Annotated in this window: 24 protein-coding genes; 13 read left to right on the forward strand and 11 right to left on the reverse strand. The window is 61.0% G+C overall.

Going from position 1 to position 26733, the window contains the following annotated elements:
• Window positions 1-3: 3 nt before the first annotated feature.
• From LQK84_RS25270 to LQK84_RS19825, 9 genes are all read right to left on the reverse strand, one after another.
• Entirely contained in the window at window positions 4-1815 is a 1812-nt protein-coding gene (locus LQK84_RS25270) for a PAS domain-containing sensor histidine kinase (protein WP_230830453.1), read from the reverse strand.
• Between the two features lie 186 nt (window positions 1816-2001).
• Entirely contained in the window at window positions 2002-2382 is a 381-nt protein-coding gene (gene sufA / locus LQK84_RS19790; RefSeq protein WP_230830454.1) for a Fe-S cluster assembly scaffold SufA, read from the reverse strand.
• A 99-nt stretch (window positions 2383-2481) separates the two neighbouring features.
• On the reverse strand, window positions 2482-2889 hold the full coding sequence (locus LQK84_RS19795; protein WP_230830455.1) for an SUF system Fe-S cluster assembly protein: 408 nt from the start codon (window positions 2887-2889) through the stop codon (window positions 2482-2484).
• Between the two features lie 13 nt (window positions 2890-2902).
• The gene (locus LQK84_RS19800) at window positions 2903-4132 is read right to left on the reverse strand and encodes a cysteine desulfurase (RefSeq protein ID WP_230830456.1); all 1230 of its coding nucleotides are present in this window, start codon (window positions 4130-4132) and stop codon (window positions 2903-2905) included.
• A gap of 1 nt (window position 4133) precedes the next feature.
• On the reverse strand, window positions 4134-5408 hold the full coding sequence (gene sufD / locus LQK84_RS19805) for a Fe-S cluster assembly protein SufD (protein WP_230830457.1): 1275 nt from the start codon (window positions 5406-5408) through the stop codon (window positions 4134-4136).
• Window positions 5409-5419: 11 nt separating this feature from the next.
• The gene (gene sufC / locus LQK84_RS19810; protein ID WP_230830458.1) at window positions 5420-6175 is read right to left on the reverse strand and encodes a Fe-S cluster assembly ATPase SufC; all 756 of its coding nucleotides are present in this window, start codon (window positions 6173-6175) and stop codon (window positions 5420-5422) included.
• Window positions 6176-6335: 160 nt separating this feature from the next.
• Window positions 6336-6500 carry a hypothetical protein gene (locus LQK84_RS19815; RefSeq protein WP_230830459.1) on the reverse strand — a complete coding sequence of 55 codons (165 nt, stop codon included), beginning with the start codon at window positions 6498-6500 and terminating at the stop codon, window positions 6336-6338.
• On the reverse strand, window positions 6497-7966 hold the full coding sequence (gene sufB / locus LQK84_RS19820; protein WP_230830460.1) for a Fe-S cluster assembly protein SufB: 1470 nt from the start codon (window positions 7964-7966) through the stop codon (window positions 6497-6499). The genes LQK84_RS19815 and sufB overlap by 4 nt, the downstream gene beginning before the upstream one ends.
• 131 nt (window positions 7967-8097) lie before the next feature.
• On the reverse strand, window positions 8098-9264 hold the full coding sequence (locus LQK84_RS19825) for a cysteine desulfurase family protein (protein ID WP_230830461.1): 1167 nt from the start codon (window positions 9262-9264) through the stop codon (window positions 8098-8100).
• A gap of 211 nt (window positions 9265-9475) precedes the next feature.
• On the opposite strand from LQK84_RS19825, the gene LQK84_RS19830 reads away from it, so the two are divergent.
• From LQK84_RS19830 to LQK84_RS19850, 5 genes are all read left to right on the forward strand, one after another.
• The gene (locus LQK84_RS19830; RefSeq protein WP_230830462.1) at window positions 9476-10153 is read left to right on the forward strand and encodes an alpha/beta hydrolase; all 678 of its coding nucleotides are present in this window, start codon (window positions 9476-9478) and stop codon (window positions 10151-10153) included.
• Window positions 10154-10159: 6 nt separating this feature from the next.
• On the forward strand, window positions 10160-10582 hold the full coding sequence (locus LQK84_RS19835; protein WP_230830463.1) for a putative toxin-antitoxin system toxin component, PIN family: 423 nt from the start codon (window positions 10160-10162) through the stop codon (window positions 10580-10582).
• Entirely contained in the window at window positions 10579-10785 is a 207-nt protein-coding gene (locus LQK84_RS19840) for a ribbon-helix-helix protein, CopG family (protein ID WP_230830464.1), read from the forward strand. The genes LQK84_RS19835 and LQK84_RS19840 overlap by 4 nt, the downstream gene beginning before the upstream one ends.
• 90 nt (window positions 10786-10875) lie before the next feature.
• A complete protein-coding gene (locus LQK84_RS19845; RefSeq protein ID WP_230830465.1) occupies window positions 10876-11727 on the forward strand; it encodes a patatin-like phospholipase family protein in 852 nt (283 codons plus the stop codon).
• Window positions 11728-12063: 336 nt separating this feature from the next.
• Complete coding sequence (locus LQK84_RS19850) at window positions 12064-14097, forward strand: SPFH domain-containing protein (protein WP_230830466.1); 2034 nt, start codon at window positions 12064-12066, stop codon at window positions 14095-14097.
• 46 nt (window positions 14098-14143) lie between these two features.
• On the opposite strand, the gene LQK84_RS19855 is transcribed toward LQK84_RS19850, so the two are convergent.
• A complete protein-coding gene (locus LQK84_RS19855) occupies window positions 14144-15262 on the reverse strand; it encodes an anhydro-N-acetylmuramic acid kinase (protein WP_230830467.1) in 1119 nt (372 codons plus the stop codon).
• Window positions 15263-15382: 120 nt separating this feature from the next.
• Between LQK84_RS19855 and tyrS the strand changes: the two genes are divergently transcribed.
• Entirely contained in the window at window positions 15383-16636 is a 1254-nt protein-coding gene (gene tyrS / locus LQK84_RS19860; RefSeq protein WP_230830468.1) for a tyrosine--tRNA ligase, read from the forward strand.
• A gap of 182 nt (window positions 16637-16818) precedes the next feature.
• On the opposite strand, the gene LQK84_RS19865 is transcribed toward tyrS, so the two are convergent.
• A complete protein-coding gene (locus tag LQK84_RS19865; protein ID WP_230830469.1) occupies window positions 16819-20226 on the reverse strand; it encodes a YhdP family protein in 3408 nt (1135 codons plus the stop codon).
• 101 nt (window positions 20227-20327) lie between these two features.
• Between LQK84_RS19865 and bcp the strand changes: the two genes are divergently transcribed.
• From bcp to LQK84_RS19900, 7 genes are all read left to right on the forward strand, one after another.
• Window positions 20328-20798: a thioredoxin-dependent thiol peroxidase gene (gene bcp / locus LQK84_RS19870; protein ID WP_230830470.1), complete on the forward strand. Its 471-nt coding sequence runs from the start codon at window positions 20328-20330 to the stop codon at window positions 20796-20798.
• Window positions 20758-21636, forward strand: a complete 879-nt coding sequence (locus LQK84_RS19875) for a ferritin-like domain-containing protein (RefSeq protein ID WP_442966993.1) — start codon at window positions 20758-20760, stop codon at window positions 21634-21636. The genes bcp and LQK84_RS19875 overlap by 41 nt, the downstream gene beginning before the upstream one ends.
• Window positions 21637-21754: 118 nt before the next feature.
• Entirely contained in the window at window positions 21755-23044 is a 1290-nt protein-coding gene (locus LQK84_RS19880; RefSeq protein ID WP_230830472.1) for a M23 family metallopeptidase, read from the forward strand.
• A gap of 80 nt (window positions 23045-23124) precedes the next feature.
• A complete protein-coding gene (locus LQK84_RS19885) occupies window positions 23125-23745 on the forward strand; it encodes a LysE family translocator (protein WP_230830473.1) in 621 nt (206 codons plus the stop codon).
• A 140-nt stretch (window positions 23746-23885) separates the two neighbouring features.
• Window positions 23886-25418, forward strand: a complete 1533-nt coding sequence (locus tag LQK84_RS19890) for a DEAD/DEAH box helicase (RefSeq protein ID WP_230830474.1) — start codon at window positions 23886-23888, stop codon at window positions 25416-25418.
• 4 nt (window positions 25419-25422) lie between these two features.
• Window positions 25423-25827: an NUDIX domain-containing protein gene (locus tag LQK84_RS19895; RefSeq protein ID WP_230830475.1), complete on the forward strand. Its 405-nt coding sequence runs from the start codon at window positions 25423-25425 to the stop codon at window positions 25825-25827.
• Window positions 25828-26172: 345 nt separating this feature from the next.
• Window positions 26173-26625 carry a GNAT family N-acetyltransferase gene (locus LQK84_RS19900; protein ID WP_230830476.1) on the forward strand — a complete coding sequence of 151 codons (453 nt, stop codon included), beginning with the start codon at window positions 26173-26175 and terminating at the stop codon, window positions 26623-26625.
• Window positions 26626-26733: the final 108 nt, after the last annotated feature.

Genomic DNA, 26733 nt, shown 5'->3' on the forward strand with positions numbered 1-26733 from the left:
CTCCTAATGGTTCAGGTCCTGCGGAAGGCGAACGATGAAGCGCGCGCCGCCGCGATAGGTCGAGTCGAGTTCGATGACGCCACGATGGCTTTCGGCAATCTGCCGGCACAGTGCCAGTCCGATGCCGAAACCCTCGTAGATCTTGTCGTCGCTATGCAGGCGCTGGAAGGCGGTGAAGATGCGGTCGGCAAATTTCGGATCGACACCGATGCCGTTGTCCTCCACCACCAGATTGACCATCGCCCCCTTGTCGGTCGCATAAATTCTCACCCGTGGGGTGACCCCCTTGCGACGATACTTGACCGCATTGGCGATCAGGTTCTGCATGAGATGCCGCATCAAATCCGGGTCGCCGTTGATCGAAGGCAGTTTCGACAGCAAGAGCTCAGCCTTTGCCTCATCGATCTGGCTTTCCAGATTCTGGATCGCCTGGATGGCGATATCGGCCAGATTGACCCGGCTGAAGGCGGCGATCTTGTAGGCGATCTGCGAATATTCGAGCAGCCTGCGGATGACGCGATCCATGCGCTGGGCAGAGTTGCGCACCTGCTGCGCATAGACCTGCACATCGGCGAGATTGCCGCTTGCGGACTCCTCGACGATCATGTCGGAAAACACGGAAATATGCCGCAGCGGCGCCTTGAGATCGTGCGACACGACAGCGGCAAACTGTTCCAGCGACTTGTTCTTCTTCGCCAGCTCTTCGCTCTGGTGTTTCAGTTCCTGCTGCTGCGAATATTCCACCGTGATGTTGCGGCCGGTCGCGATGATGCCGACCGGCATGTCGCCGTGAAACAGCCCATGCGCGCTCCACCTCAGCCAGACGAATGTGTTGTCGGCCTTGCGCAGGCGCTGGTCAAACTTGACCGGGGGACCGTCCACCTTGAGGTTGTGGACGACATCGCGCAGCGACGTCCCGAACGTATCGGCGAAGAATTCCGCCGAAAGCGATCGCCCCGAATCCCAGCCTTCGAGACCCAGCGCCTCGGCAAAGGGCGCATTGATGAATTCCGGTTTGCCGTCGAGATCCATGTGAACGACGAAGTCTGGAAGATAGCGCAGGAGGGTCAGGAAATATTCGGCGGTCGGACCCGGCGTGATGTGGCTCTGCTTCGGTTCATCCACCACTTCGTAGAAGGACACGATGAAGCCGCTCTCGCAGACATGCGAGGTGATCTTCATCCAGTCGCCATCCGCCATGCGCTCAATAGTGGAGGCACCGGAAATGAACGGGCGGCTGAACCAGCGCCGCTTGGAAAACTCCTGCGCCGGAATTGTCAGGCCGACATATTTCTGTCCGAAGAGGCCGGACCTGACGGCTGAGAGCACGAATTCGACGCGGTCGGCGCCCGGCCGCAACGCCACGCCATAGGTGGCGTAGCGGTCGATCACCTGCCGGTTGGCTACAACAAGCTTGTCCCCCGCGTCCCACAGCGTGAGTCCGAAAGGCAAGGCCTCGATTGCACGCTCTGCGACAGCCGCCGCATCTTCCAGCATCGGCTCCCGCAAGGCGTCTTCCTCAAGGCGGGCGTAGTAGCCGATGGCAACCTTGCGCGACAGAAGTGGCTTGACCACCATCTTCACGGCGCCGGCTATCCGCGGCAAGGAAATCTCGAGAGGGATCATGCCATCGGGGGCCAGGCTTTCGGCGAAGAGCTCCGGCAGGATGCGCCCGCGCAATTCTTCCTCACCCAGGCCGAAGCGCGCGCGGAAGGCTTCGTTTTCCCCGGCATAGCGGCCATCAAGCGTCGCAAGGAAGACAGGTTCCGCAAAAGCTGCGGCAAGCGCGTTTGCAATGATGGAATGAGATAGCACGCTTCAATGGCCCTTCAGTCCCGCCAACTTCGGGCTGCCTCGCATGCGTGACCCTGTCGACAAGTCACGGCGAACACAGGCCCCTCTGTGTCACGGGTATTCTATTGGAAAAAGACGTCGAAGAGCCGAGATTGTCAATGGACGGGACCGACGAACTCCCAGGAACAAAGTCTTGACCGGCAACCCTCAGACGCGCGCTTCCATCCCGGCAAGCTTGGCCAGATCCGCCGGCTTCAGCTCAACCGATTCGCCGCAGCCGCAGGCCGACGTCTGGTTCGGATTGTTGAAGACGAAACCGGAGCGCAGCGTGGTCGTCTCGAAGTCCATCTGCGTGCCAAGAAGATAGAGAATGGCAGCCGGATCGACCCAGACCTTGGCCCCGTCGCGCTCGATGAAATCGTCCTTGGCATTGGGCTCGGAAACGAGATCGACGGCATATTCCATGCCGGCGCAGCCGCCCTTGCGGATCGACACGCGAATGCCTTGCGCGTTAGAGCTGCTGTTTTCAACGATTTCCTTGACCCGATCGGCCGCAGCCTCGGTCAATGTCATGACCTGAAAAGCCATCTGTCTCTCCTTCCGCAACGGGTTCAAGGCCCGCGCTTCATGAATCGAAATGTAATCCCACGCGGCCAAGCCTTCAAGTTCGGCCGCGAAAGATAAACCTCAGTACCAGCCGAGCGCCACCTGCGCCTCTTCCGACATGCGGGCGGGCGACCACGGCGGCTCGAACACCATCTTGACCTCGACGCCCGACACGCCCTCGACGGCGCCCACCGCATTTTCAACCCAGCCCGGCATTTCGCCGGCAACCGGGCAACCGGGTGCGGTCAGAGTCATGTCGATCTTGACCATGCGGTCATCCTCGACATCGATCTTGTAGATCAGACCAAGCTCGAAGATATCCGACGGAATTTCCGGGTCATACACCGTCTTCAGCGCGGCGATGATATCGTCCGACAGGCGGGCGAGTTCATCCGCCGGGATGGACGACTGCACGATGCCCTCGCGGACATTGGCCTGGGCCTCGTCGCTGGCGGTTTCGTTGGCACTGGTTGCTTCGTTTGCGCTCATGGCGATCTCACTTTCAGGCAAAGAACTTGCGCGCCTGCTCCAGCGCCTCGGCCAATTTATCGACCTCGGCGCGCGTGTTATACATGGCGAACGACGCCCTGCATGTGGACGTAACGCCGAACCGTTTCAAGAGCGGCTGGGCGCAATGGGTGCCGGCCCGAACGGCAACGCCCTGCCGGTCGATGACCATCGACACGTCATGGGCATGAATGCCTTCGAGCTCGAAGGAGAAGATACCGCCCTTGCCGGGTGCATTGCCGAACACTTTCAGCGAATTGACCGCCCGCAGCCGCTCCGTCGCATAGGCCGTCAGATCCGCCTCATGCGCCGCAATCGCCGCACGGCCGACCTTCTCCATATAATCCAGCGCATAACCGAGCCCGATCGCCTGCACGATCGGCGGCGTGCCGGCCTCAAAACGATGCGGCGGGTCGTTATAGGTCACGGCCTCTTCGCTGACATCGACGATCATCTCGCCGCCGCCCATGAAGGGCCGCATGGCCTTCATCCGGTCCATCTTGCCATAGAGCACGCCGATACCCGACGGGCCATAGAGCTTGTGGCCGGTCATGACATACCAGTCGCAATCGATATCGCGGACATCGACCGGCATATGCACGGCCCCTTGCGAACCATCGACCAGAACCGGAATGCCGCGCTCATGCGCAATGCGGCAGATCTCCTTGACCGGAACGACCGTGCCGAGCGCATTCGACATATGCGTAATCGCGACGAGCTTCGTCTTCTCCGTCAGCGACTTCTCGAAATCCTCGATATGGAAGGCGCCGTCATCATCGACCGGAACCCAGACCAGTTTCGCACCCTGCCGCTCGCGGATGAAATGCCACGGCACGATATTGGAGTGATGCTCCATGATCGTCAGCACGATCTCGTCGCCCTCGCCGATATGCGGCATGCCCCAGCCATAGGCGACCGTGTTGATCGCCTCGGTCGAGGACTTGGTGAAGACGATCTCGTCCACCGAACCGGCATTGAGGAAGCGGCGCACCTTTTCGCGCGACGCCTCGTAAGCTTCCGTCGCGGCATTCGACAGGAAATGCAGGCCGCGATGCACATTGGCATATTCGTGACTGTACGTATGCGAGACCGCATCGATCACGGCCTGCGGCTTCTGGGCCGAAGCGCCGTTGTCGAGATAGACGAGCGGCTTGCCATAGACTTCCCGCGACAGGATCGGGAAGTCCCGGCGAATGGCCTCGACGTCATAGGCGGTCGCGTTCATGTCAGTTCCCATGCCTTTCGAGCCAGCCTTCGATCACGGCTTCCAGCGCTTCGACCAGCGGAGCGTCATCGAGTTCCTCGATCACTTCCGCCACGAAAGCCTGCACCAGAAGTCCGCGCGCGCGTCTTTCCGGAATGCCGCGCGCCATCAGGTAATAGAGATGGTTGCGGTCGATATCGGCGACCGTCGCGCCATGGGCGCATTGCACGTCGTCGGCAAAGATTTCCAGCTCCGGCTTGGTCGAGAAATCGGCCTCTTCGGAAAGCAGCAGCGTGTTGCAGGCCATGCGCGCGTCGGTCTTCTGCGCGTCCGGGGCAACCCGGATCTGGCCCTGGAAGACGCCGCTCGCCTTGTCGAACACGACATTGCGGACGATCTCTGTCGACGTCGTTTCCGGCACGTCATGGCCGAGCGTCATGGTGACATCGGTGTGGCTTTCGCCGCCCAGCAGATTGACGACGCGGAAGGTGAAATCAGCACCCTCGCCCAGCGTCACGCCATGCACTTCCTGACGCACCAGCTTGCCGCCGGCATTCACGATGAAGAGCTTGAGCTTGGCATCCTTTTCCAGCCGGAAATTGATCTGGCCGAAATGGGTGTCGGAAACGCCCTGCTCCTGCACGATGATCCAGCTGACCTCCGCACCCGACTTCAGCGTCAGTTCCGAAACGCTCGAAACGAGAGCTGCCGAAGCCCCGTTGCCCTGCTGGCGCTCAACGATCTGCGCCGATGCGCCGGCACCGACCGTCACGACGAAACGTGCATGCGACTGGCCGCCGGAATGCAGGACCTGCAATTCGATCGGCTCGGCCAAGGCGGCACCATCGGCGACTGCAATTTCGAGACCGTCACGCAGGAAGCCGCCATTGATACGGCCAACCGCATCATCGTCACCGCGCGGCGACATGAGGAACGCGCCCGAACCGTCTGCCAGCATCGTTTCGATGCGGCGGACTGTCACTCCCTCGGCCTTCGCCTTGGCTGCGACCTTGCCGTTTTCCAGCGTGAAGACCGCGCTGCCGGAGATCAGCGGCGCAAGCGCTTCCACGTCACCATTGGCATTGGCCGGCACCTGACGCAGCAGATTGCGCAGGTCCGTATAATGCCAGGCCTCGACGCGGCGCGTCGGCAGGCCCCTGGTCTTGATATCGGTGATCAGGCGGTCGCGGGCAATCAGCACATCGCCATTGCCCGGCAGGTCGCCGACCTGTTCGGTATAAGCAGCGAGAAGAGCATTTTCCGCTTCCGTCAGCTTGATCTGGGGTTGAGCACTCATTGATCTGATCCTCAAGCCGCAGCTTCGATCACGTCGGCATAGCCGTTGGCTTCCAGTTCAAGCGCAAGCGACTTGTCACCCGACTTGATGATCTGGCCCTTGTAGAGAACGTGAACCGTATCCGGCACGATATGTTCCAGCAGGCGCTGATAGTGCGTGATGACGATGACGGCGCGGTCCGGCGAACGCAGCGCGTTCACACCATCGGACACGATCTTCAGCGCGTCGATGTCGAGGCCGGAATCGGTCTCGTCGAGAATGCAAAGCTTCGGCTCAAGGAGCGCCATCTGCAGGATCTCGGCGCGCTTCTTCTCACCACCGGAGAAGCCGACATTGAGCGGACGGCGCAGCATTTCCGGCGCGATTTTCAGATGCGCTGCCGCATCCTTGACCCGCTTCATGAAGTCCGGTGTCGTCAATTCGGCTTCGCCGCGCTGCTTGCGCTGCTCGTTGAGAGCCACTTTCAGGAACTGCATCGTGGCCACACCCGGAATTTCGACCGGATACTGGAAGGCAAGGAAAATGCCCTTGGCGGCGCGCTCGGCCGGATCGAGCTCCAGAATGCTCTCGCCGTTATAAAGGATATCGCCCTCGGTGACTTCATAGTCCTCGCGACCCGACAGGATATAGGACAGCGTCGACTTGCCCGACCCGTTCGGACCCATGATGGCGGCCACTTCGCCGGCCTTCACGGTGAGGTTCAAGCCACGAATGATCTCGGTGCCATCCTCGGCGATCCGCGCATGAAGGTTTCTGATCTCAAGCATCGTATTTCTTCCTGTTCATCGGGCGGATCAAAGGCCGCCTGGACATTATCAGCGCGCCATTCGGCGCTCTTCAATTTCGTCATCCTCTGGCTATCCCAGAGGGTCTCAAGCGTTAGATGTAGTTACAGCCCTGCACCATTCAGGCCTGCTTGCGACGGCGTTAGGCGTCTAAATCGGATTGAGACTTTTTCTTTTCCTCAATCAGATGCATCGCGACAAATTCCGCAGCTTTGTCCTTCATATCTTTTTCTGCTTTGCGGTAGCCAAGGTACTTACCGACAAAATAAAACGCCATGAAGCTGCAGGCCAAAAGAAGGATTTTCACCCCACGCTACCCTCAAGCGAAATCCCGATCAGCTTCTGCGCTTCGACCGCAAATTCCATCGGCAGTTCCTGGATGACGTCCTTCACGAACCCGTTGACGATCAGCGCAATCGCTGCCTCTTCCGGAATGCCGCGGGCGAGGCAGTAGAAGAGCTGGTCTTCGGAGATCTTCGAGGTGGTCGCCTCATGTTCCAGCTGCGCCGACGCGTTCTTCGCCTCGATGTAGGGCACGGTATGCGCGCCGCACTTGTCGCCGATCAGCAACGAGTCGCATTGGGTGAAGTTGCGGGCGTTGTCCGCCCGGCGGTTGATCGCCACCTGGCCGCGATAGGTGTTCTGCGAGAAGCCGGCCGAGATGCCCTTGGAGATGATGCGGCTCGACGTGTTCTTGCCGAGATGGATCATCTTGGTGCCTGAATCGACCTGCTGATGGCCGTTCGACACGGCAATCGAGTAGAACTCGCCGCGCGAGCCGTCGCCACGCAGGATGCAGGACGGATATTTCCAGGTGATCGCCGAACCGGTCTCGACCTGCGTCCAGGAGATCTTGGAATTCTTGCCCCGGCAATCGCCGCGCTTGGTGACGAAATTGTAGATGCCGCCCTTGCCGTCCTTGTCGCCCGGATACCAGTTCTGGACGGTGGAATACTTGATCTCGGCGTCATCCATCGCGATCAGCTCGACGACAGCCGCATGCAGCTGGTTTTCGTCGCGCTGCGGTGCGGTGCAGCCTTCGAGATAGGAGACGTAAGCCCCTTCTTCGGCAATGATCAGCGTGCGCTCGAACTGGCCCGTATTCTTCTCGTTGATACGGAAATAGGTCGACAGTTCCATCGGGCAACGAACGCCCTTCGGGACATAGACGAAGGACCCGTCCGTAAAGACGGCGCAATTCAGCGTCGCATAATAATTGTCCGTCACCGGGACAACGGAGGCCAGATACTTCTTGATCAGATCCGGATGCTCGCGGATAGCTTCCGAGATCGACATGAAGATGACGCCGGCCTTGGACAGCTCTTCCTTGAAGGTCGTGACAACCGAAACGCTATCAAACACCGCATCCACGGCGATGCGCGACGGCTTCACGCCGGCCAGGATTTCCTGTTCCTTCAGCGGAATGCCGAGCTTTTCATAGGTCTTGAGCAGTTCCGGATCGACCTCGTCCAGAGACTTCGGGCCGGAGGCCGATTTCGGCGCGGAATAGTAATAGATGTCGTTGAAGTCGATCTTCGGATAGTTGACGCGCGCCCAGGTCGGCTCTTCCATCGTCAGCCAGCGACGATAGGCCTCCAGACGCCATTCCAGCATCCATTCCGGCTCCTGCTTCTTGGCAGAAATGAAACGCACGATATCTTCCGACAGGCCCTTGGGCGCGCGGTCGGATTCGATCGTTGTCTCGAAGCCATATTTATACTGGTCCACGTCGATCTTGCGGACCTGGTCAATGGTTTCCTGAACGGCGACCATAGTGTGCTCCAATCTCGCCGGCTCAAGAACCGGCAGCTTGTCATCTTCATCTGTTGGCCGGAGCTTTTGCAGCGATTGCAGCGGCTCCGCAAGGAAAATTGCTTTTCCTCAAGTCTTATCTTGGCATCATCTCAAGCGGCAGCGCCCTGCCGATTGAGCCGCACCAGAAGCCGTTCAAAGGCGGCAATGGCGTGGTCGATATCGTCTTCGCTCGTTTCCGGCCCGATGGAGGCGCGCAGCGCCCCGAGCTTCGGGTCAAAACCCATCGCGGCAAGCACATGGCTCTCGCCCACCTTGCCGGACGAACAGGCCGAACCTGCCGAAAGCGCGATCCCTTCAAGATCAAACGCAATCTGCCCGGTCTCGGATTTCAGCCCCGGCACGGAAAAGAAGGATGTATTGGGCAGTCTCAGGATGTCCGCACCGTGGATGATGATATCCGGGCAGATGCGCCGCATCGCGCTTTCCAGCCGGTCTCTCTTGATTTGGAGGTTTTCGGCCCGCGCTTCAAGGTTTTGCGCCTGTATTTCCGCCGCAGAACCAAAGCCGGCAATGGCCGCAATATTCTCTGTCCCCGCCCGATGGCCCTTTTCATGGCCGCCGCCGCGGAGCAGTGGCGCCGGCATCATCGCCTCGCCGCGCGAGATCAGCGCGCCCGCACCTTTCGGTCCACCAATCTTGTGGGCGGAGAGGATCAGGAAATCCGCGCCGATCGCGTCGATCGACAATGGCACACGCCCCGCCGCCTGAACGGCATCGCAGACAAAGATGCCACCGGCTTTCCGCGTCAGCGCCGCAACTTGCGCCGCCGGCTGAAGAATGCCCGTCTCATTATTGGCGAGCATGACCGCAACCATGGGCAGCCCAGCCGCCATGTCATGCGCGGCAAGCAGCACGCCCAGCGCATCGAGATCGACAACACCCGCAGCCGTCACCGGAATTTCGACGACATCAGCCTTGGCAAACCGCCCACCCTCGCGAAGGGCGGGATGTTCGATAGCCGAAACATACAATTTTGAAACTTTCAGCGCCGAACGCCCCATGCGGAAATCCGGCGTCAGCACGAGATTGGCCGCTTCCGTCGCACCCGACGTGAAGACGACATGCGCGGGCTTCGTGCCGACAAGGGCTGCCACCTTGTCTCGCGCCCGGTCAATCACCGCGCGCGCCGCGCGCCCCTCGACATGGACGGAGGAAGCATTGCCCGGCAGCGACAGAGCGGACAGCATGGCCTCACGCGCTTCGGCAAGAAGCGGCGCGGTCGCATTCCAGTCCAGATATGTGCGCTTTCCAGCCATCACTTGCCGTGTCTTTCGCCAGCCTCGATGCATGGCGCATTTTTCTTGAAATTTCAGCATCGCATGCCGTAAGAGACATGCCCATCAGGAAAGCGGGCCCGCGCCCGGCTTTTTCGAATGGTTCTAAACTAGGTTTAGAAAAGCTGACTTGTTTCGTCAAGTACTAACACGTCCTTTTCCCGGTTAGAACCGGCAACAGACCGGAGAAAAAATGCCCGAAATTATTTTCAATGGCCCGGCCGGCCGTCTTGAAGGTCGCTACCAGCCGTCCAAGGAAAAGAACGCGCCGATCGCCATCATCCTGCATCCGCATCCGCAGTTCGGCGGCACGATGAACAACCAGATCGTCTACCAGCTCTTCTACATGTTCCAGAAGCGCGGTTTCACGACGCTCCGCTTCAACTTCCGCGGCATCGGGCGCAGCCAGGGCGAATTCGACCACGGCGCCGGCGAACTGTCCGACGCGGCCTCCGCGCTCGACTGGGTACAGTCCATGCACACCGATTCGAAGAACTGCTGGGTTGCCGGCTATTCCTTCGGTGCCTGGATCGGCATGCAGCTTCTGATGCGCCGCCCGGAAATCGAAGGCTTCATCTCGGTCTCCCCGCAGCCGAACATCTATGACTTCTCCTTCCTCGCGCCCTGCCCGTCCTCCGGCCTGATCGTCTCCGGCGACAGCGACCGCGTGGCCCCGGAAAAGGACGTCACCGGCCTGGTCGACAAGCTGAAGGCCCAGAAGGGCATTCTCATCACCCACAAGACCATCCCCGGCGCCAACCACTTCTTCTCCAACCAGATGGAACCGCTGATGGCCGAATGCGAGGACTACCTCGACCGTCGGCTGGCCGGCGACCTGGTCCCGGAACCTGCCGCCAAGCGCATCCGGTGATGTAAAATGCGGATCGTGGTCGATACAAACGTCTTTATCGGCGCTTGCATCGGCCGCGGTCCTGCCTCGCAGGTCATCGAGTCCTGCCTGCTGGAGAAATTCACTCCTCAGCTCAGTCCTACTCTGCTTCTCGAATACACAGACGTTTTGGGCAGAGAGGCAATCTTCAAAAATGCGCGTCTGGATTTTGAACAGCGGCGCAAGTTGTTACTGGCTTTTTCCGTTGCGTGCGAATGGCGACAAGTCTACTTTAGATGGCGGCCCAATTTGCGTGATGAAGCCGACAATCACCTTGTTGAATTGGCAATCTCATCCAACGCGTCTATAATAGTGACCGAAAACTTGCGGGATTTCGCGTTTCAGGATCTCAGATTTCCGCAGATCAGGGTCCTCAACTCGAGAGATTTTCTGGAGTTCGTTAAGCGATGAATGCAATCACCGTAAAAGTCTCGCCGGATGTAGAGGAAAAGCTGAAGGCGCTCGCAGTCCTGAGAGGCGTTGATGTGAGTGAACTCATCGAGGAGGCGACCAGTCAAATGGCCGCCGACTACGATGCCTATAAGCTGTTCCGCGAAATGCAGGAGGAAGGCCGAGGCCTCAAGGAAGAAGCCCTCGCGCTCCTGCGCAAATAACCTCCACCACCACCCCACATTGACAAACCCCGCCCCTCTTGCTCTGATCGATCTTCCTTTTACGTCTTCGTCAATCAGGCGCGTCAGGCGATGTCCGCACCCTTCCGTTTCGATGCCATCGGATTTGCCGGTGGTGGCAATCGCTGTTACTGGCAATCCGGCTTCTGGGAAGCCTTTGCAGGCCTCCATCCGCAGCGCCCCGACTATTACGTGACAGTCTCGGCCGGCGCCTATCACTGCGCGATGAACCTTGCCGGCAAGGCCCGACAGATACGCGAGGCGGCGATTGCTTTTGCGGAAGAAGGCCGTGCGGATGTTGTCTGGAAGAATCTCGTCTTCGGTCGGTCGCCCTTCGTCGTCGGCGGACTGTTCGAAGAGTTCCTGGGTACAATGTTCAACGACGGCGATCTGGAGACGCTGCGCGGCCAGCCGCCGATCTTCATGCAGGTCTCGCGCCCGCCGCCGCTCCTGCCCTCGGCGATTGCCGCGCTCGGATCGATTGCCGCCTACCAGCTCGAAAAGCGCATCACCGGCGGAGCCTATTCCAAGGCCGGACGCTATCTCGGCCTATCGCCGGCCTGGATCTCCACCTACGACATGCAGACCACAAGCGACCTGATCGATGGCATTCTGGCCACCGCCTCCGTGCCGCCCTTCATGCGCGTCGGCCGAATCCATGGCCGGCCCTGCCTTGATGGCGGACTGGTCGACAATCCGCCGCTCCTGATGCTGGAAGAGACCGAAGACGAAGGCGGCCGCACCCTGCTGCTCACCACCCGACACGGCCGCGTACCGCCCGCAACGCCCAACCGCACGGTCGTCAGCCCCTCCGAGCCGATCACCGTCAACAACTTCACCATCCGCGATCCCAACGGCCTGCGCCGCGCCTATGAGATCGGTTTGAAGGATGGCGAGCGGTTCGCAAAGACGCGGCAGGCCTGAAAGCATTGTCACAACCAGGCAAACGGCTTACGCAGAGTCCGATTTCCCTTTTTGTTTTCAAGTGGATGTCCGAATTAATGTAGCACCCCATTTAAACCTATGGGCGAATCTACCAAGTATTCCTCGTCGAAATTTTTAAGGACACATCGCATGTAACCGCTGTTTGCAGCACGCCTTTGGCCCTTTAGGTGCCCGAAGGCAAAGTCCGGCCGCCCGGCCGGAAACACATGTAGAAATTTCAATACCTTACGCCCGCCTGCACCTTTCCTTCGCTCTCCGCCCGCTTTCAAGCGGCGGCGAAGCCGTGCCTGCGCGCCTTCATTCGAGAGGAACTCGATGGACTACAATCTCAACTGGACAGCCGCCGACTGGCATATTGCGCTGATCGTCCTTGCCGTCGTGGCGGCACTCGTGCTTCTCAGACTCAGTGGCGCCGTCCGCTACATGCCCAACGACCGCATCGGCATTCCCGAAAAGCTCTGGAGCTTTCGCGGCTCGATCGAGGGCGGCTTCATTGCGCTCAAAGGCGAAGCCGGCTACCAGCCCGACATCATTCGTGGCGGCCTGCATTTCTTCGTACCCTTCCAGTACAGCCTGCACACCGCCAATCTGGTGACGATCCCGCAGGGGCAGATCGGCTATGTCTTTGCCCGCGACGGCAAGGCCTTGCCGCCGACGCAGACGCTTGCCTCCAACACCGAGGCCGATGATTTCCAGGATACGCGCGGCTTTCTCATGAAAGGTGGCCAGAAGGGTCCGCAGCGCAAGATCCTGCGCGAAGGCACCTATGCCATCAACCTCGCGCAATTCGTCGTGCTCACCGAGCAGCGGACCTATGCCATCAACCTCTCGACCTCGGAAGCCACGCTTTTTGACGAGATGAAGCACCTGATTGCCGAGCGCAGCGGTTTCCAGCCTGTCGTCATCAAGGATTCCGAAGACCTGATCGGCATCGTCACGATCCATGATGGTCCCGCACTTGCCGATGGCGAGATCATCGCCCCGACCGTTGCCAACGACCCGCAGAACCCGTTGTTCCACAACAACTTCCAGGACCCGGAGAAGTTTCTCCAGGCCGGCGGCTATCGTGGCCGTCAGCTCCAGGTTCTGGCCGATGGCTCCTACTATCTCAATCGTCTGTTCGCGACGGTGGAGCTGGTGGAAAAGACCATCATCGATGTCGGCACGGTCGGCGTCGTCGTCTCCTACACCGGCCGCCTCAGCGCCGACATATCCGGCTCGGCCTATCGCCACGGCGAACTGGTGGAAAAGGGCGCGCGCGGCGTCTGGTCGACCCCGCTTCTGCCCGGCAAATACGCCTTCAACACCTATGCCGGCAGCATCGTGATCGTGCCGACCACCAACTTCGTGCTGAAATGGACCAAGGAACAATCCGGCGAACACAAGCTTGACGAAAACCTTTCCGAAGTCAGCCTCATCACCCGCGATGCCTTCGAGCCTGTCCTGCCGCTCTCCGTGGTCGTCCATATCGACTACATGAAGGCGCCGATGGTGGTACAGCGTTTCGGCGACATCAAGCGGCTGGTGGAACAGACGCTCGATCCAATGGTCTCGGCCTATTTCAAGAACATCGCCCAGACCAAGACTCTGATCCAGCTGCTGCAGGAGCGCAACGAGATCCAGCGGACCTCCGGCGAGGAAATGCGGGAGAAATTCGCCGCCTATTCGCTGGAACTCCAGGAAGTTCTGATCGGCACGCCGCGCGCCGAACAGGGCCAGGGCGCCATCGAGACGATCCTTGCCCAGTTGCGAGACCGGCAGGTGGCCGTCGAAAAGGTGGAAACCTACAAGCTGCAGGAAATCGCCGCCGTGCAGGAGCGCACGCTGCGCGAAAAGCAGGCGCTGGCCGAACAGCAGGCGCGCATCACCTCCTCCATGCTCGCCATCGAGGTCAGTGAAAACGAGGGCAAGGCAAAGCTGGCGCTGACCCGTCAGGAAGCCGAAACGATCCAGGTCCAGGCCAAGGCCGAAGCCGAACGGCAGAAGCTGTCGGGCCAAGGCGAGGCCGACCGCATCAAGTATGTGGCGCAGGCAGAAGCCGAACGCATCAAGCTGACGGGTCTCGCCGACGCCGAAAAGGTCCGCGCCGTCGGTCTTGCCGAAGCGGAAGCGACGGAAAAGAAGGTCTCGGCCTTCGGTGGCCCGGACTACCAGCTGAACTCGCAGGTGCTGATGCGCTTCGCCGAAGCGATCGAAAACGGCAAGCTGCCGCTGGTCCCGCAAATCCAGGTCGGCACATCAGGCGGCAACGGCAGCGCCAATGGCCTCGTCGAAATGCTGCTCAGCATGCTGGTGGCTGACAAGGCACGCAAGGAGCTTTCCGCACCGCCCGCGCCACCGGCCGAATAACACCGAAACACCAAACGGAAGGCCGGACATCCGGCCTTCCCACCCATCACGGGTGGACCAGAACCCCACCCGACACGGAAGCCCTGACACCGGTCGTCCCCGGATAGGTCAGCGGCAGATCCTTCAGCGAGCGCACCGCCAGATAGGCCCAGGCCTCAGCCTCCATGCCCGCGCCGTTAAAGCCCAGATCCTCGGCAATCACCACTTTCGCGCCCTCTTCTCCCGCCATCCGGTCAAGATCGCCGACGATCGCGCGGTTCAGCCGGCCGCCGCCGCAGATGATATAGGTGCGGGGCTTCACCGGCAGGTGACGTGCGGATTTCAGGATCGCGGCGGCGCTCACATGGGCAAGCGTCCGCGCACCGTCATGCAGACCGATCTCATGGCTTTCCGGCGGACGGAAATCGTTCCGGTCGAGCGAGCGGCGCTTTTCGTCGGTGAAGAAGGCATGCGACAGATAGCGCTCGGCCAGCGACGAGATCACCACGCCTTCCGAGGCAATCGCCCCGCCGGCGTCAAAGGGAATGCCGGCCTCCGCCTCCACCCACTGGTCGATCAACGTATTGCCCGGCCCGCTGTCGAAGGCGACGATCTCGCCATCGGCTCCGATATAGGTAAGGTTGGAAATCCCGCCGATATTGACGAAGACGACCGGAAACTGATCCCAGTAAAGCCCGCGTGCAAGCGCCGCATGATAGGCCGGCACCAGCGGCGCGCCCTGCCCGCCATGCACCATGTCATTGGCGCGCATGTCGAAAACGACCGGAATGCCAATTTGTTTAGCCAGCGAAAGACCGTCGCCGATCTGCACCGTATAGCCCTGATCCGGGCGGTGAATGACTGTCTGCCCATGGAAGCCGACAACGCCGATTTCCTCCGCCTTCAGCCAGTTCGCGGAGAGAAACCGCTTCACCGCATCCGCATGCAGATCGGTGATCTCGCGCTCGATGTCGCCAAGGCTTCCCGGCCGCTCGCTGCGCTGCTTGATCGCCTTTGCGTCTTCCAGGGACGCCGCCAGCCGCCGGCGGAAATCGGGCATATAGGGAAATTCCATCGCCGCCCCGCGCTTGACGTAACCTTCCCCATCCGTCTCGATCAGCGCCACATCGACGCCATCCATCGACGTGCCGCTCATCAGCCCGATTGCGGTCATGGTCTCAAGCATTCAGAAAACTCCCAGCCCAAAGATCGCAATCGATGCGGAATCGGGTGCAATCGCCTGAAAACAGTGCTAAAGGCCCGCCCGTTACACGTCTACTGGCAAGAGTGCAGAGAGATTAAGTCCATGTCCGGTTTCAAGTCCGATTTCCTTCGCACGCTCTCCGAGCGCGGCTTCATTCATCAGGTCTCCGACGAGAGCGGCCTCGATGACCTGCTCGCCAAGGAAACCGTGACGGCCTATATCGGCTATGACCCGACAGCCCCGTCGCTGCATGCGGGCTCGCTCATCCAGATCATGATGCTGCACTGGTTCCAGAAGACCGGGCATCGCCCGATCTCGCTGATGGGCGGCGGCACCGGCATGGTCGGCGATCCGTCCTTCAAGGAAGAAGCCCGCCAGCTGATGACGATCGACACGATCGAGAGCAACATCGCCTCGATCAAGCAGGTTTTCTCCAATTACCTGACCTATGGCGATGGCCCCAAGGACGCGTTGATGATCAACAACGCCGAATGGCTTCGCTCGCTGAATTACCTCGAATTCCTGCGCGACGTCGGCAAGCATTTCTCGGTCAACCGCATGCTCTCCTTCGACAGCGTGAAGACCCGGCTTGACCGCGAGCAGTCGCTGTCCTTCCTCGAATTCAACTACATGATCCTTCAGGCCTATGACTTCGTCGAACTGTCGCAGCGCTATGGCTGCCGGCTCCAGATGGGCGGCTCGGACCAGTGGGGCAATATCGTCAACGGTATCGACCTTGGCCATCGCATGGGCACGCCGCAGCTCTACGCGCTGACCTCGCCGCTGCTGACGACCGCATCGGGTGCCAAGATGGGCAAGTCGGCCACGGGTGCCGTCTGGCTCAACCCGGCCATGCTCTCGGCCTATGACTTCTGGCAGTACTGGCGCAACACAGAAGACGCCGACGTGCCGCGCTTCCTCAAGCTCTACACGACGCTGCCAATGGAAGAGATCGCCCGCCTTTCGGCGCTCAGCGGCTCGGAAATCAACGAGGTCAAGAAGATCCTCGCGACCGAAGTCACCGCGATGCTCCATGGCCGCGCGGCTGCGGAAGAGGCTGCCGAGACCGCCCGCAAGACCTTCGAGGAAGGTTCGCTTTCCGAAAACCTGCCCTCGGTCGAGATTGCCAAGGCAGAACTCGACGCAGGCATCGGCCTGCTCGCCCTGCTCGTCAAGGCCGGCTTTGCCGCCTCCAACGGCGAGGCACGCCGCCATGTCCAGGGCGGCGCGATCCGCATCAACGACAAGGCAGTCTCCGACGAGCGCATGTCGATCGGCTCGGGCGAAATCACCGCCGATGGCGTGATCAAGGTCTCGATGGGCAAGAAGAAGCACGTTCTGGTGCGCCCGGCTTAAGCTGCCGGCAAAGACAACAATAAGGGGCGGGTCCGCAACGGCCCGCCTTTTTCATTGCATCAAGGGAAGCAGAGGTGGCCTCCCTTTCCTCATCATTCTCGGGCCTGTCCCGACAATCTGCCCCCGCAGCCTCAAGCAGCCGCGGGGATGCCTCCGACGCGATCGGAGCCCCCTCCATCACGTCACTGAAACTGGAAAATGCTCCGGAACACGCCCGGCGCGATCAGCGACAGCGGATTGATCTGCAGCCCCGGCTGTTCTGCCGGTCCCGACAGGCGGAAGGTGATGCCGATCAGGCCGCGATCCTTGCCGTTGCCAAGGAAGAGCCCGATGATCGGCAATTCGGCAAAGAGACGGTTCAGCCCATAGGCCGGCATGAAGGTGCCGGTCATGTTCATCTGGCCGTTGCCGTCGCGAAGCACGCCCTGGAAGGTCGCGCCCACCTGCTCTCCGCGCACGACGCCGTTTTCAATGCGGACAATGTCGCCATCGATCAGAATGCGGCCGTATCCTCGCGAGAATTTCTGGCTGCTGACGTCGATATTCTTCTTCACCGCATCGTTCAGGCTCTTGCCGTCCTTGCCGGACCGCGTCGAGACAATCTCCTGCAGGCGCTGTTCGTTGACCAGCTGGAAGTCCCGCACGTCGATCACGCCGCGCCACACGCCATCGGCGACATAGCGCATGCCGACGTTCATAAGTCCGCCGCGCATGTTGTTGTAGAGGCCGGTGAAGCGCGACAGGGCACCCGCATCGGTCGCCGTCATGTCGATCGAGCGGGCAATGCCGGTATCCTGCGCAAGCTTCGCCACCACGGCCTGGTCGTTGCCCGTCACCGCCGTTAGCTTGACCGCGATCGGCTTGCCGTTCTTGACCGAATAGGCGGCCTCAACGTTCTTCAGCGTCTCGTTGTTGAAGCCGATGATCGAGGAAATCTTGGCGTTGACGGAGAAGTCGATATTGCCGCCCTCGGTCGCGCCCTGCGATTTCAGGCGCGTGAGGAGCCCGCGCGCGTCGGCGGATTTGCCGGACGCGGTGATGGCATAGCGCCCGCCGCTCCGTACGATCTTAACCGCAATGTCATCGGTGGGGGCAAGCCTGACCTTGGAAAATTCCGCCATGGCGACCCCCTGCCCGTCGGTCTGCAGGCTGCCCTTGGCGCCGAACCCGTCGCCGGAAAAATCGAAGTCGGAAATGACAAAGTGGTCGCCTTCCTTGCGGCTGACGAATTCGACGGTTGCCGGCACCCCGGCGCCCTTCTCCCAGCCGGCCCACGGAATGACGACCTTCGCCTTCGAAAGCCCCGCCGAAACCGCCTGCGATCCGTCGTCACGCAATTCGGTGCGAAGCGTCAGCGGCCCCGTGGCCACGTCCGAGACGCCCGGAACCAGCTTGTCAAGCAGCTTGGCCTCAAGATTGGCCGTCACCACCCGTTGACGTTTCTGCCGGCTCGCCTTGCTCAGGGGCTCGATGAGACTGAAATGCAGGCCGACACCCTCGACCTTCGCATCCGCCTCCAGCTTGGCCGACAGCGGGTTGATCTTCATCTCGCCATTGATATTGCTCACCTTGTGTCCGCCAAGCGGCTTGGTGACGGCAACGTCGGAGAGTTTCAGCAGCGCCGTCCATTCGGGTGGCCGGGCCTTCGGGCTATCCTTCAGCGCAAACCGCGCCTTGAGCGCCACATTCGCCATCCCCGAAAAGTCATCCGGCTTGAACCCGGTATCCTGCAGCGATGAGATCGGCCGATAGGTCGTCAGCTCCAGAAGCGCCGAGGCATCGCCGGAGAGCTTGAACTCTGCGCGGGCAACGGCCGGATCCTGGCTGACGACATCGACAGCGAAAAGCGCGTCTGCAACATTGATCGTGCGGCCGGAGGGGAAATAGGCGATGCCTTTCTTGATCTGCGTCTGGATGCGATCACCCATCATCTCGAAATGCGCAATGGTATCGCGCATCGGGGGGATGTCGCCGGCAATGCTGACCCGCGCATTGTCGATGTCGAAGCGGATCTTCAGTTCGCTTTCATTCAGCGTGACATGGTCTTCCGGGTAGAAGGGAAGCCGCCCCGCCGGCAGGAACACGGCCAGCGACCCGTTGGTGATCGTGCCGCCAAAGAGATTTCCGTAGACCCAGTTGCGCCCGTCGGGCGCCATCCAGAACGGCCAGAGCGCGCGGATCGTGTTGGCCGCGACGTTCTGCGTGAAGAGGCCGAGGCTGATCTCGGGCGAATCGCTTCCCATCTCGGGCGTCTGCGGTATTCCGAACTTCACCGTCACCGAACCGCCGATGAAACCGGATTGCGAGGAAATGACAATATCGGGCGCGACAAGCTCTCGCGTCTCGGGATTGAAGATGCCGAACGCCTTCCCCACGAAGTCGACCGGCTGGTCGCCCAGATTGGCCGGCGCGGCATGGCCCCGATCAATCATCAGGTCGATGGCGATGCCCTTCTTCTCCGGCCGGTCCAGCCGGTCGATGTCGATGAGCCCGCCCGTGAACGGCAGCCGCGTATCGCCGAACTCGAAGACGGACGGCTCGACCTCGATCTTTTCCGCACCGAAATCGTAATGCGCCAGAAGCTCGCCTTTGGTGATCGGCGAGGCCTTGGCCTCTCCGTAGAAGGCCCCGTCAGAGAGACGCGCGGCGATCTTCAGGCTCGCCGGCTGGTCGGCAGTCCTCCGCCTCGCGTCCATTCTCAGCGCCAGATTGCCATCGAGACCGATGACCGGCTCGCCGCTCCGGCTATGCTTCATCAGGAAGGAGCCGAGTTTGAACCGCTCGAGATCGAAGGTCGCGCCCTCGATCCCGCGTTCGCCGCGTTGCGTCACGGCGCTGAGCCCACCCTTCGCGCCATCGACCGTGTAATCCCCGGAGATTGTAATGTTTCCGTCCGCCCGCCGTTCCAGCAGGACCTGTCGCACAGCCACCTTCGCATGCCGCTTCTGCTGTGCGGGCAGCTCGAAGCTGATCCCGGTCAGCTTCAGGCGGCGGATATCGGTCTTGCCGCTGGCATTATCGAAGGCGTCGAGCGCCTTGAAGACCGTGTCGAGCGCCTTCGGGATGCTGTCGATCCGGAATGCGTCCTTCGCCGCCTGCTCCGGCATCGCCTCAAGGTTGATGCCGGTCCCGTCGACCGCGACGGAGGCGACGCTGAGCCGGCCTGTCAGAAGCGAAACCGTCTCCAGCGCGATATTGACCTGGCCGGTGCGAAACGCAGCACCTTCCGCCTCGGCCGGGCGAAGGGAGACATCGCGGGCGTCGATCACCAGCTGGCCGTGGGAATTGAAGCGCAGAGTGGCGGAGCCGACATCGGCGGTATAGTTCTCCGCACCCGCGGCACGCGTCAGGATGGCCACGGCCTCCCGCTTCAGAATGTCATCGAAAACACCGCGCTCGACGGCATAATAGAGCCCGCCGGCGATCAGCGCGACGAGCAGCGCAAGCTCCATGACGGCAACGAAAACGCGCCGGACGGAACCCTTGCGCCGGCGCACAGGCTTTCCCGCCGGCACGGCGGGCGCCGGAACCGGTTCATGCGGCGCAGCCTCGCCCTGATCTCCGGCGTTTCCGCCGTTGACGTCAGTCATCCGATCAGGGTCTCCTCCCGTAAGGGTTTGTGGGCGATTCACGTCCAGATTATATATAGCCCGAACCGTTAAAACTGTCTCCCGTAGGGAAAGGAAATCCAATGTCCGAACTGCAGCCCGGCGAACGTGCACCCGACTTTGAAATACCGGCGGACGGTGGAACGACATTGTCGTTAAAGGACTATTCTGGCAAGAAAGTGGTGCTGTATTTCTATCCGAAGGCTGATACACCCGCCTGCACGACGGAAGCGATCGATTTCAGCGCCCTCAAGTCAGAGTTCGAAAAGGCCGGCGCCGTCATCATCGGCGTCTCACCGGATCCGGTGAAGAAGCACGGAAAGTTCGCCGCCAAGCACAATCTGTCCGTGGCGCTGGGCTCCGACGAATCGACCGAAATGCTGCAGCGCTATGGCGTCTGGCAGGAAAAGAGCATGTACGGAAAGAAATACATGGGCGTCGCCCGCACCACCTATCTCATCGGCCCCGACGGCAAGATCCTCAAGACCTGGGCCGGCGTGAAGGTCAAGGGCCATGCCGAAGAGGTGCTCGAAGCCGCAAAGGCAGCCTCCTGACGTGAGCGAGAAGCCGGCCATTCCGCATTTCAAGTCTCTGCGCGACGGCGCCGTCCAGGCGATCCGGGCGGCAGATCTCGACCTCAAGACGGCGCTCGCCTCGACGGTCGCCGAAACGTGGTATGGCCGCAGCCTCTCGCTTCGTCACCCTAGCGACGCTGCGGTGCCGGATCGTCCCGGCCGGCCGGACCGCCCACTTCTCGTGCCACCCACACAGGTGAAGCGGCGCAGCCTCGGCTCGGTCAAGGGGCGGGTCGCCATGCTCCATGCCCTCGCCCATATCGAGCTCAACGCCGTCGATCTGGCGCTCGACATCGTCGCCCGATTCGCCTCCGAACCGGTTCCGCGCTCCTTCTTCGACGGCTGGATGCAGGTCGCCTTCGAGGAAGCCAAGCATTTCAATCTGGTGCGCGGACGTCTGAAAGCGCTGGGTGCCGATTATGGCGACCTGCCCGCCCATGACGGCTTGTGGAAGGCGGCCCACGATACCCGCAACGACCTGACGGCAAGGCTCGCCGTCGTACCCCTGATTCTCGAGGCACGCGGCCTCGACGTCACCCCGTCGCTACAGGAAAAGATGCGCGAGACGGGTGACAGTGAAAGCGCGGAAGTGATTGATATCATTTACAATGATGAAAAAGGCCATGTGGCGATCGGGGCCAAGTGGTTCCGCTTTCTCTGCGCCCGCGAGAAGAAGGATCCGGCGGCAACCTTCCAGTCCCTCGTCCGCATCAACTTCCGCGGCCCCCTCAAGGCGCCGTTCAACGACATCGCCCGCGCCGAAGCCGGCCTGACGCCCTCCTTTTACCGTGCCCTGACCTCGACAAGCTCGGCCTGACAAGGGTTTCGAGAGGGCTATCCAAAGTCCACGTTAACGGGTCGGAACGATTTGTTAACCTTAACGGTGTGTAATTCCCCCATGAAAACGTGTGGTTTTTTGGTTTGGGGGTAGCCTCGTGGGCAGTGAAGCCGAGAAAAGCGTCTTTGCCAAACGTCGCAAAGCACCAGTCCTGATCCTGGCATCGGGCGACAAGGTTCGACATCTGACGGTCAAGCCGTGGATGACGGCGCTTGGCATTGCGGTGGCAGCAACGCTGACGATGGGATATTTTGGCGCCACGACCTATCTGGTCCTTCGCGACGACCTTCTGGGCGCCTCGATCGCCCGGCAGGCCCGCATCCAGCATGAATATGAAGACCGTATTTCGGCGCTCCGGGCACAGGTTGACCGCGTCACCTCGCGCCAGCTGCTCGACCAGCAGGTCGTCGAGAAGAAGGTCGAGAAGTTGATGGAGCGCCAGTCGGCGCTCACCGACCGCCACGGCAAGATCAACGAACTCCTGGAGCGCGCCGAAAGCGTCGGTGCCATGCAGCCGGAAATTCCGGTCCCGGCCACCAAGCCGACGACCGACGACCGCCGCGCCAGCGCCGATTCGCCCTTCGACGCGATCCTCGGCACCGATACGAAGACCGCAGCCATCGACCCGATCATCACGCGGGCGCTTGGCTTTGCGCCCACGGCGGCACCCGACTCGCCGGCCAACCGCGCCGACCGCATCTTCAGCAATGTCTCGCTGTCGCTGAAATCCATCGAGCAGCAGCAGATCGCCAAGATCGAAAACCTGCGTCTCGGCGCCTCTGAAAAGGCCGATGCCATCGCCGTCATCCTGCGCCGCACCGGCATCCAGCCCAAGGATGCGGACAGCACCGAAGACGTCGGCGGCCCGTATATTCCGGTCAACAACCCGACCGGCGACAAGTTCGATCTCAAGCTGACCCAGCTCGACCTCGCGCTTCAGCGTCTGGAGGAAATCCGCAGCCAGGCCATGCGCTATCCCTTCGGCAACCCGATCCCGGGCGCCATGGAAACGAGCGGCTTCGGCTATCGCAAGGATCCCTTTCTCGGCACGCTCGCCCTGCATCCCGGCATCGACTTCCGCGGCGGCATCGGTGATCCCGCCCGTGCAACCGGCGCCGGCACCGTCATGACGGCAGGCCAGGCGTCCGGCTATGGCAACATGATCGAGATCGACCACGGCAACGGCATCACCACGCGCTACGGCCATCTTTCGGAGATCCTCGTCCGCGTCGGACAGCATGTCGAGACCGGCGACACCATCGGCCGCGTCGGCAATACCGGTCGCTCCACCGGCCCTCACCTGCACTACGAAGTCCGCCGCAACGGCGTCGCCATCGACCCCTCGGGCTTCCTGAATGCCGGCCTGAAGATCACTTCGCTTCTCTGAGACAAATGAGATGGCCGACTTTGACAGGCGGCACTTTCGGGCGCAGTCTGCAATCCCGGTCCCAACCGGAGTAACACTGAATGCAGGCCTCGACGCTTTTCGCCTTTGCGCTGACCTTCCTCGTTTTTGCCGCAAGCCCCGGCCCCGACAATTTCACGATTTTCACCCGAACCATATCCGGCGGCCTGAAGGCCGGCATCGCCTATGGCCTCGGCACGGTGACCGGCATTCTGATCTTCCTGACCCTCGGCCTGGCAGGCCTGAGCTATGCCGCGCAATCACTCGCTCCCTATATGGTCTTCATTCGTTTTGCCGGGGCCATCTACCTGATCTGGATGGGTGTTTCGCTCTGGTTTGCATCGCCCGCCGCAACACCGGCGCCGGGTGCTGCACGGATATCCCGCAGCTCACTCCTGAAAACCTACGCGACCGGCGTCGCACTCAATATCGGCAATCCGAAAATGCCGCTTTTCTATCTCGCCATCCTGCCGAACGTCGCGGTCAGCGGCGTCAGCGTCACCGGCTATGTCGAGCTCGTAGCCGTCATTCTCGCGGTCGAGGCTTTGGTCATTGGCGTCTATGCCGGACTGGCGCTGAAAGCCCGCGCGCTGGCCGCCAACGCCACGGTCATGCGCCGCATGAACCGGGCCGCCGGCACGATCATGGCGGCCACCGGTGTGGCAATCTTGTCAAACAGATGAAATTTCATCCAGATTAACCTTGGAAGTCCCGGAAAACTTGACTTTGCGGGGCAACAGGACTAATCCGCAGACGCACATCGAATGCAGATGCAGCCGATTAACCTGTCGTTCTTCTGAACGCGAATGGATTATACCCCTCATTGACCACCTTTTCTGATCTCGGCCTGAGCGCCAAAGTCATTTCCGCTGTAACCGATGCAGGTTACACAATCCCGACGCCAATCCAGGCGGGAGCAATCCCCAAGGCCTTGGAACGGCGCGATATTCTGGGAATTGCGCAGACCGGCACCGGCAAGACGGCAAGCTTCGTGCTGCCCATGCTGACGCTGCTTGAAAAGGGCCGCGCCCGGGCGCGCATGCCGCGCACGCTCATCCTCGAACCGACGCGCGAACTCGCTGCGCAGGTCGCGGAGAACTTTGAAAAGTACGGCAAGAATCACAAGCTGAACGTCGCCCTTCTCATCGGCGGCGTCTCCTTCGACGACCAGGAAAAGAAGCTGGAACGCGGCGCCGACGTGCTGATCGCAACCCCCGGCCGCCTGCTCGACCATTTCGAGCGCGGCAAGCTGCTGATGTCCGGCGTCGAGATCCTCGTCATCGACGAAGCCGACCGCATGCTCGACATGGGCTTCATCCCCGATATCGAGCGCATTGCCAAGACGATCCCCTTCACGCGCCAGACGCTGTTCTTCTCGGCGACCATGCCGAAGGAAATCCAGGTTCTGGCCGACCAGTTCCTGCAGAACCCGGAGCGTATCGAAGTCTCGACCCGCTCCTCGACAGCCCTGACCGTCACGCAGCGTCTCGTCGCCGTCCAGTCGAAGGATTACGAGAAGCGCGCAGCCCTGCGCGATCTCATCCGTGCTCAGGAAGAACTGAAGAACGCGATCATCTTCTGCAACCGCAAGAAGGATGTCGCAGATCTGTTCCGTTCGCTCGAGCGCCACGGCTTCTCCGTCGGCGCCCTGCACGGTGACATGGACCAGCGCTCGCGCATGGCCATGCTGCAAGGTTTCAAGGACAACCAGATCACGCTTCTGGTTGCCTCCGACGTCGCGGCCCGTGGCCTCGACATTCCTGACGTGAGCCACGTCTTCAACTTCGACGTCCCGATCCATGCGGAAGACTATGTCCACCGCATTGGCCGCACTGGTCGTGCCGGCCGTTCGGGCGCCGCCTTCACCCTCGTTGCCAACCGTGACCGCAAGGCGCTCGATGCGATCGAAAAGCTGATCGACAAGAAGCTCGAGTGGCTTGACGGCGATCTCTCGGCACTGCCGCCGAGCGTGGCCGGCGAAGAGGATGAACGCCGTGGTGGCCGCGATCGCAATGATCGCAGCCGTGGTGGCAAGGGCCGCAGGGATCGCACCGAAGGCCGGCCAGAAGGCCGCAGCGAGCCCCGCGCGGAGACAAAGAAGCCGGAACGCGACATCGAAGTCGCGGCCGAGAAGCGACAGGAAACAATTGAGGAAACACCCGTGGCAAGACCCGCACGCAATGAATCTGAAAAGAGCAATCGTCCGCCGCGCGACTATCGCGTCAACCCGGCAAACGACGATCATCGCGAGCGCCGTCAGCGCAACCATCGCCGCAACGATGACGACGGTCCGACGCCGGTTGGCTTCGGCGACGACATCCCGGCTTTCATGCTGATCGTCGCAAATAGCAAGTAAGACCATGGGTCAGCCGGGAACAGATTTTCCGGGATTGGGTGTCGGCCTCGTTATCAAACGGGGCCGTTCCATTTTGCTCTACCGCCGCACTAAGATGCCCGAAGCCGGCCACTGGAACATTCCAGGCGGCAAGGTCGATCACATGGAATCGTCCGAGGACGCCGGCCGCCGCGAAACGCTGGAAGAAACGGGCCTCACCATTGGCGAGATGCGTTTCCTCTGCGTCTACGAATACCGCTCAGCCTCCGACGGTCATCACTGGGTGTCATTGATCTACGTGACCGACGATTTCACCGGTGAGCCCCGCGTCATGGAACCGGACAAGCTCCCCGAATTCGGCTGGTTCGACATCGATGCCCTGCCGGAGACGGTGTCAAAGTTCACGCTGCATGCGGTTGGGCATTTGTGAAATGGCTGACGCGGCGCAAAGCTGCTAAAATCATCCCATGTCCATCTCTGATCACTCACTGACTGACATCAGACCAAAGGCAACACCCAGCCCGGCAGAGATTGCCGCCTGGGAAGCTCTCCCTCAAGACGAGCAACTTCGTCGGCTTCGTGAGAGCTTTGAAGACCCCGAATGCTCGCGTCTCAGCAACAAGAGCATGACGGAGATCTTGGCTGAGGCGCTCAGCAGGGCATCACTTCCATAAACGTCACAAAATCAACTTCGCTCATGAACTAGCAGAACATTGAATTGGACGGCTAAAACCGGACACAATAGCCTTTCTGACGAAACTCAGGAGACCGCGCCTTGTCCGCCGACATCACCATCCGTCCCGTTACCCGCGAAGACCACGACATCTGGATGCCGCTCTGGAAGGGCTATCAGCGCTTTTACAAGACCGATATTCCCGACGAGACCAGCGCCGTCACCTGGCGCCGCTTCCTCGATCCGGATGAGCCGATGTTTGCGGCACTCGCCTTTGACGGCGCCAGGGCGGTCGGCATGGTGCATTACATCTTCCACCGCTCCTGCTGGACGGTCGGCGACTATGTCTATCTGCAGGATCTCTATGTCGCTGAAGGCCTTCGCGGCGGCGGCATCGGCCGCAAGCTCATAGAATTCGTCTACGAAGACGCCAAGGCCAAGGGCGCGTCCCGCGTCCACTGGCTGACGCACGAGACGAATACCGACGCGATGAAGCTCTATGATCGCATCGCATCCAAGTCGGGATTTATCCAGTACCGTCAGATGTTTGCCTGAGCGGCTGAGTGCTGCTGAGGTGCGGTGAGAACGCCCTCACCCTGAGGTGGCCGCGCAAGGCGCGGCCCTCGAAGAGTCCTTCGCCGCACTCTGATCCGTCGAGGCCAC

This window comes from Rhizobium sp. C4, from assembly GCF_021026315.1.
In the GTDB taxonomy this organism is placed as follows: domain Bacteria; phylum Pseudomonadota; class Alphaproteobacteria; order Rhizobiales; family Rhizobiaceae; genus Ensifer_A.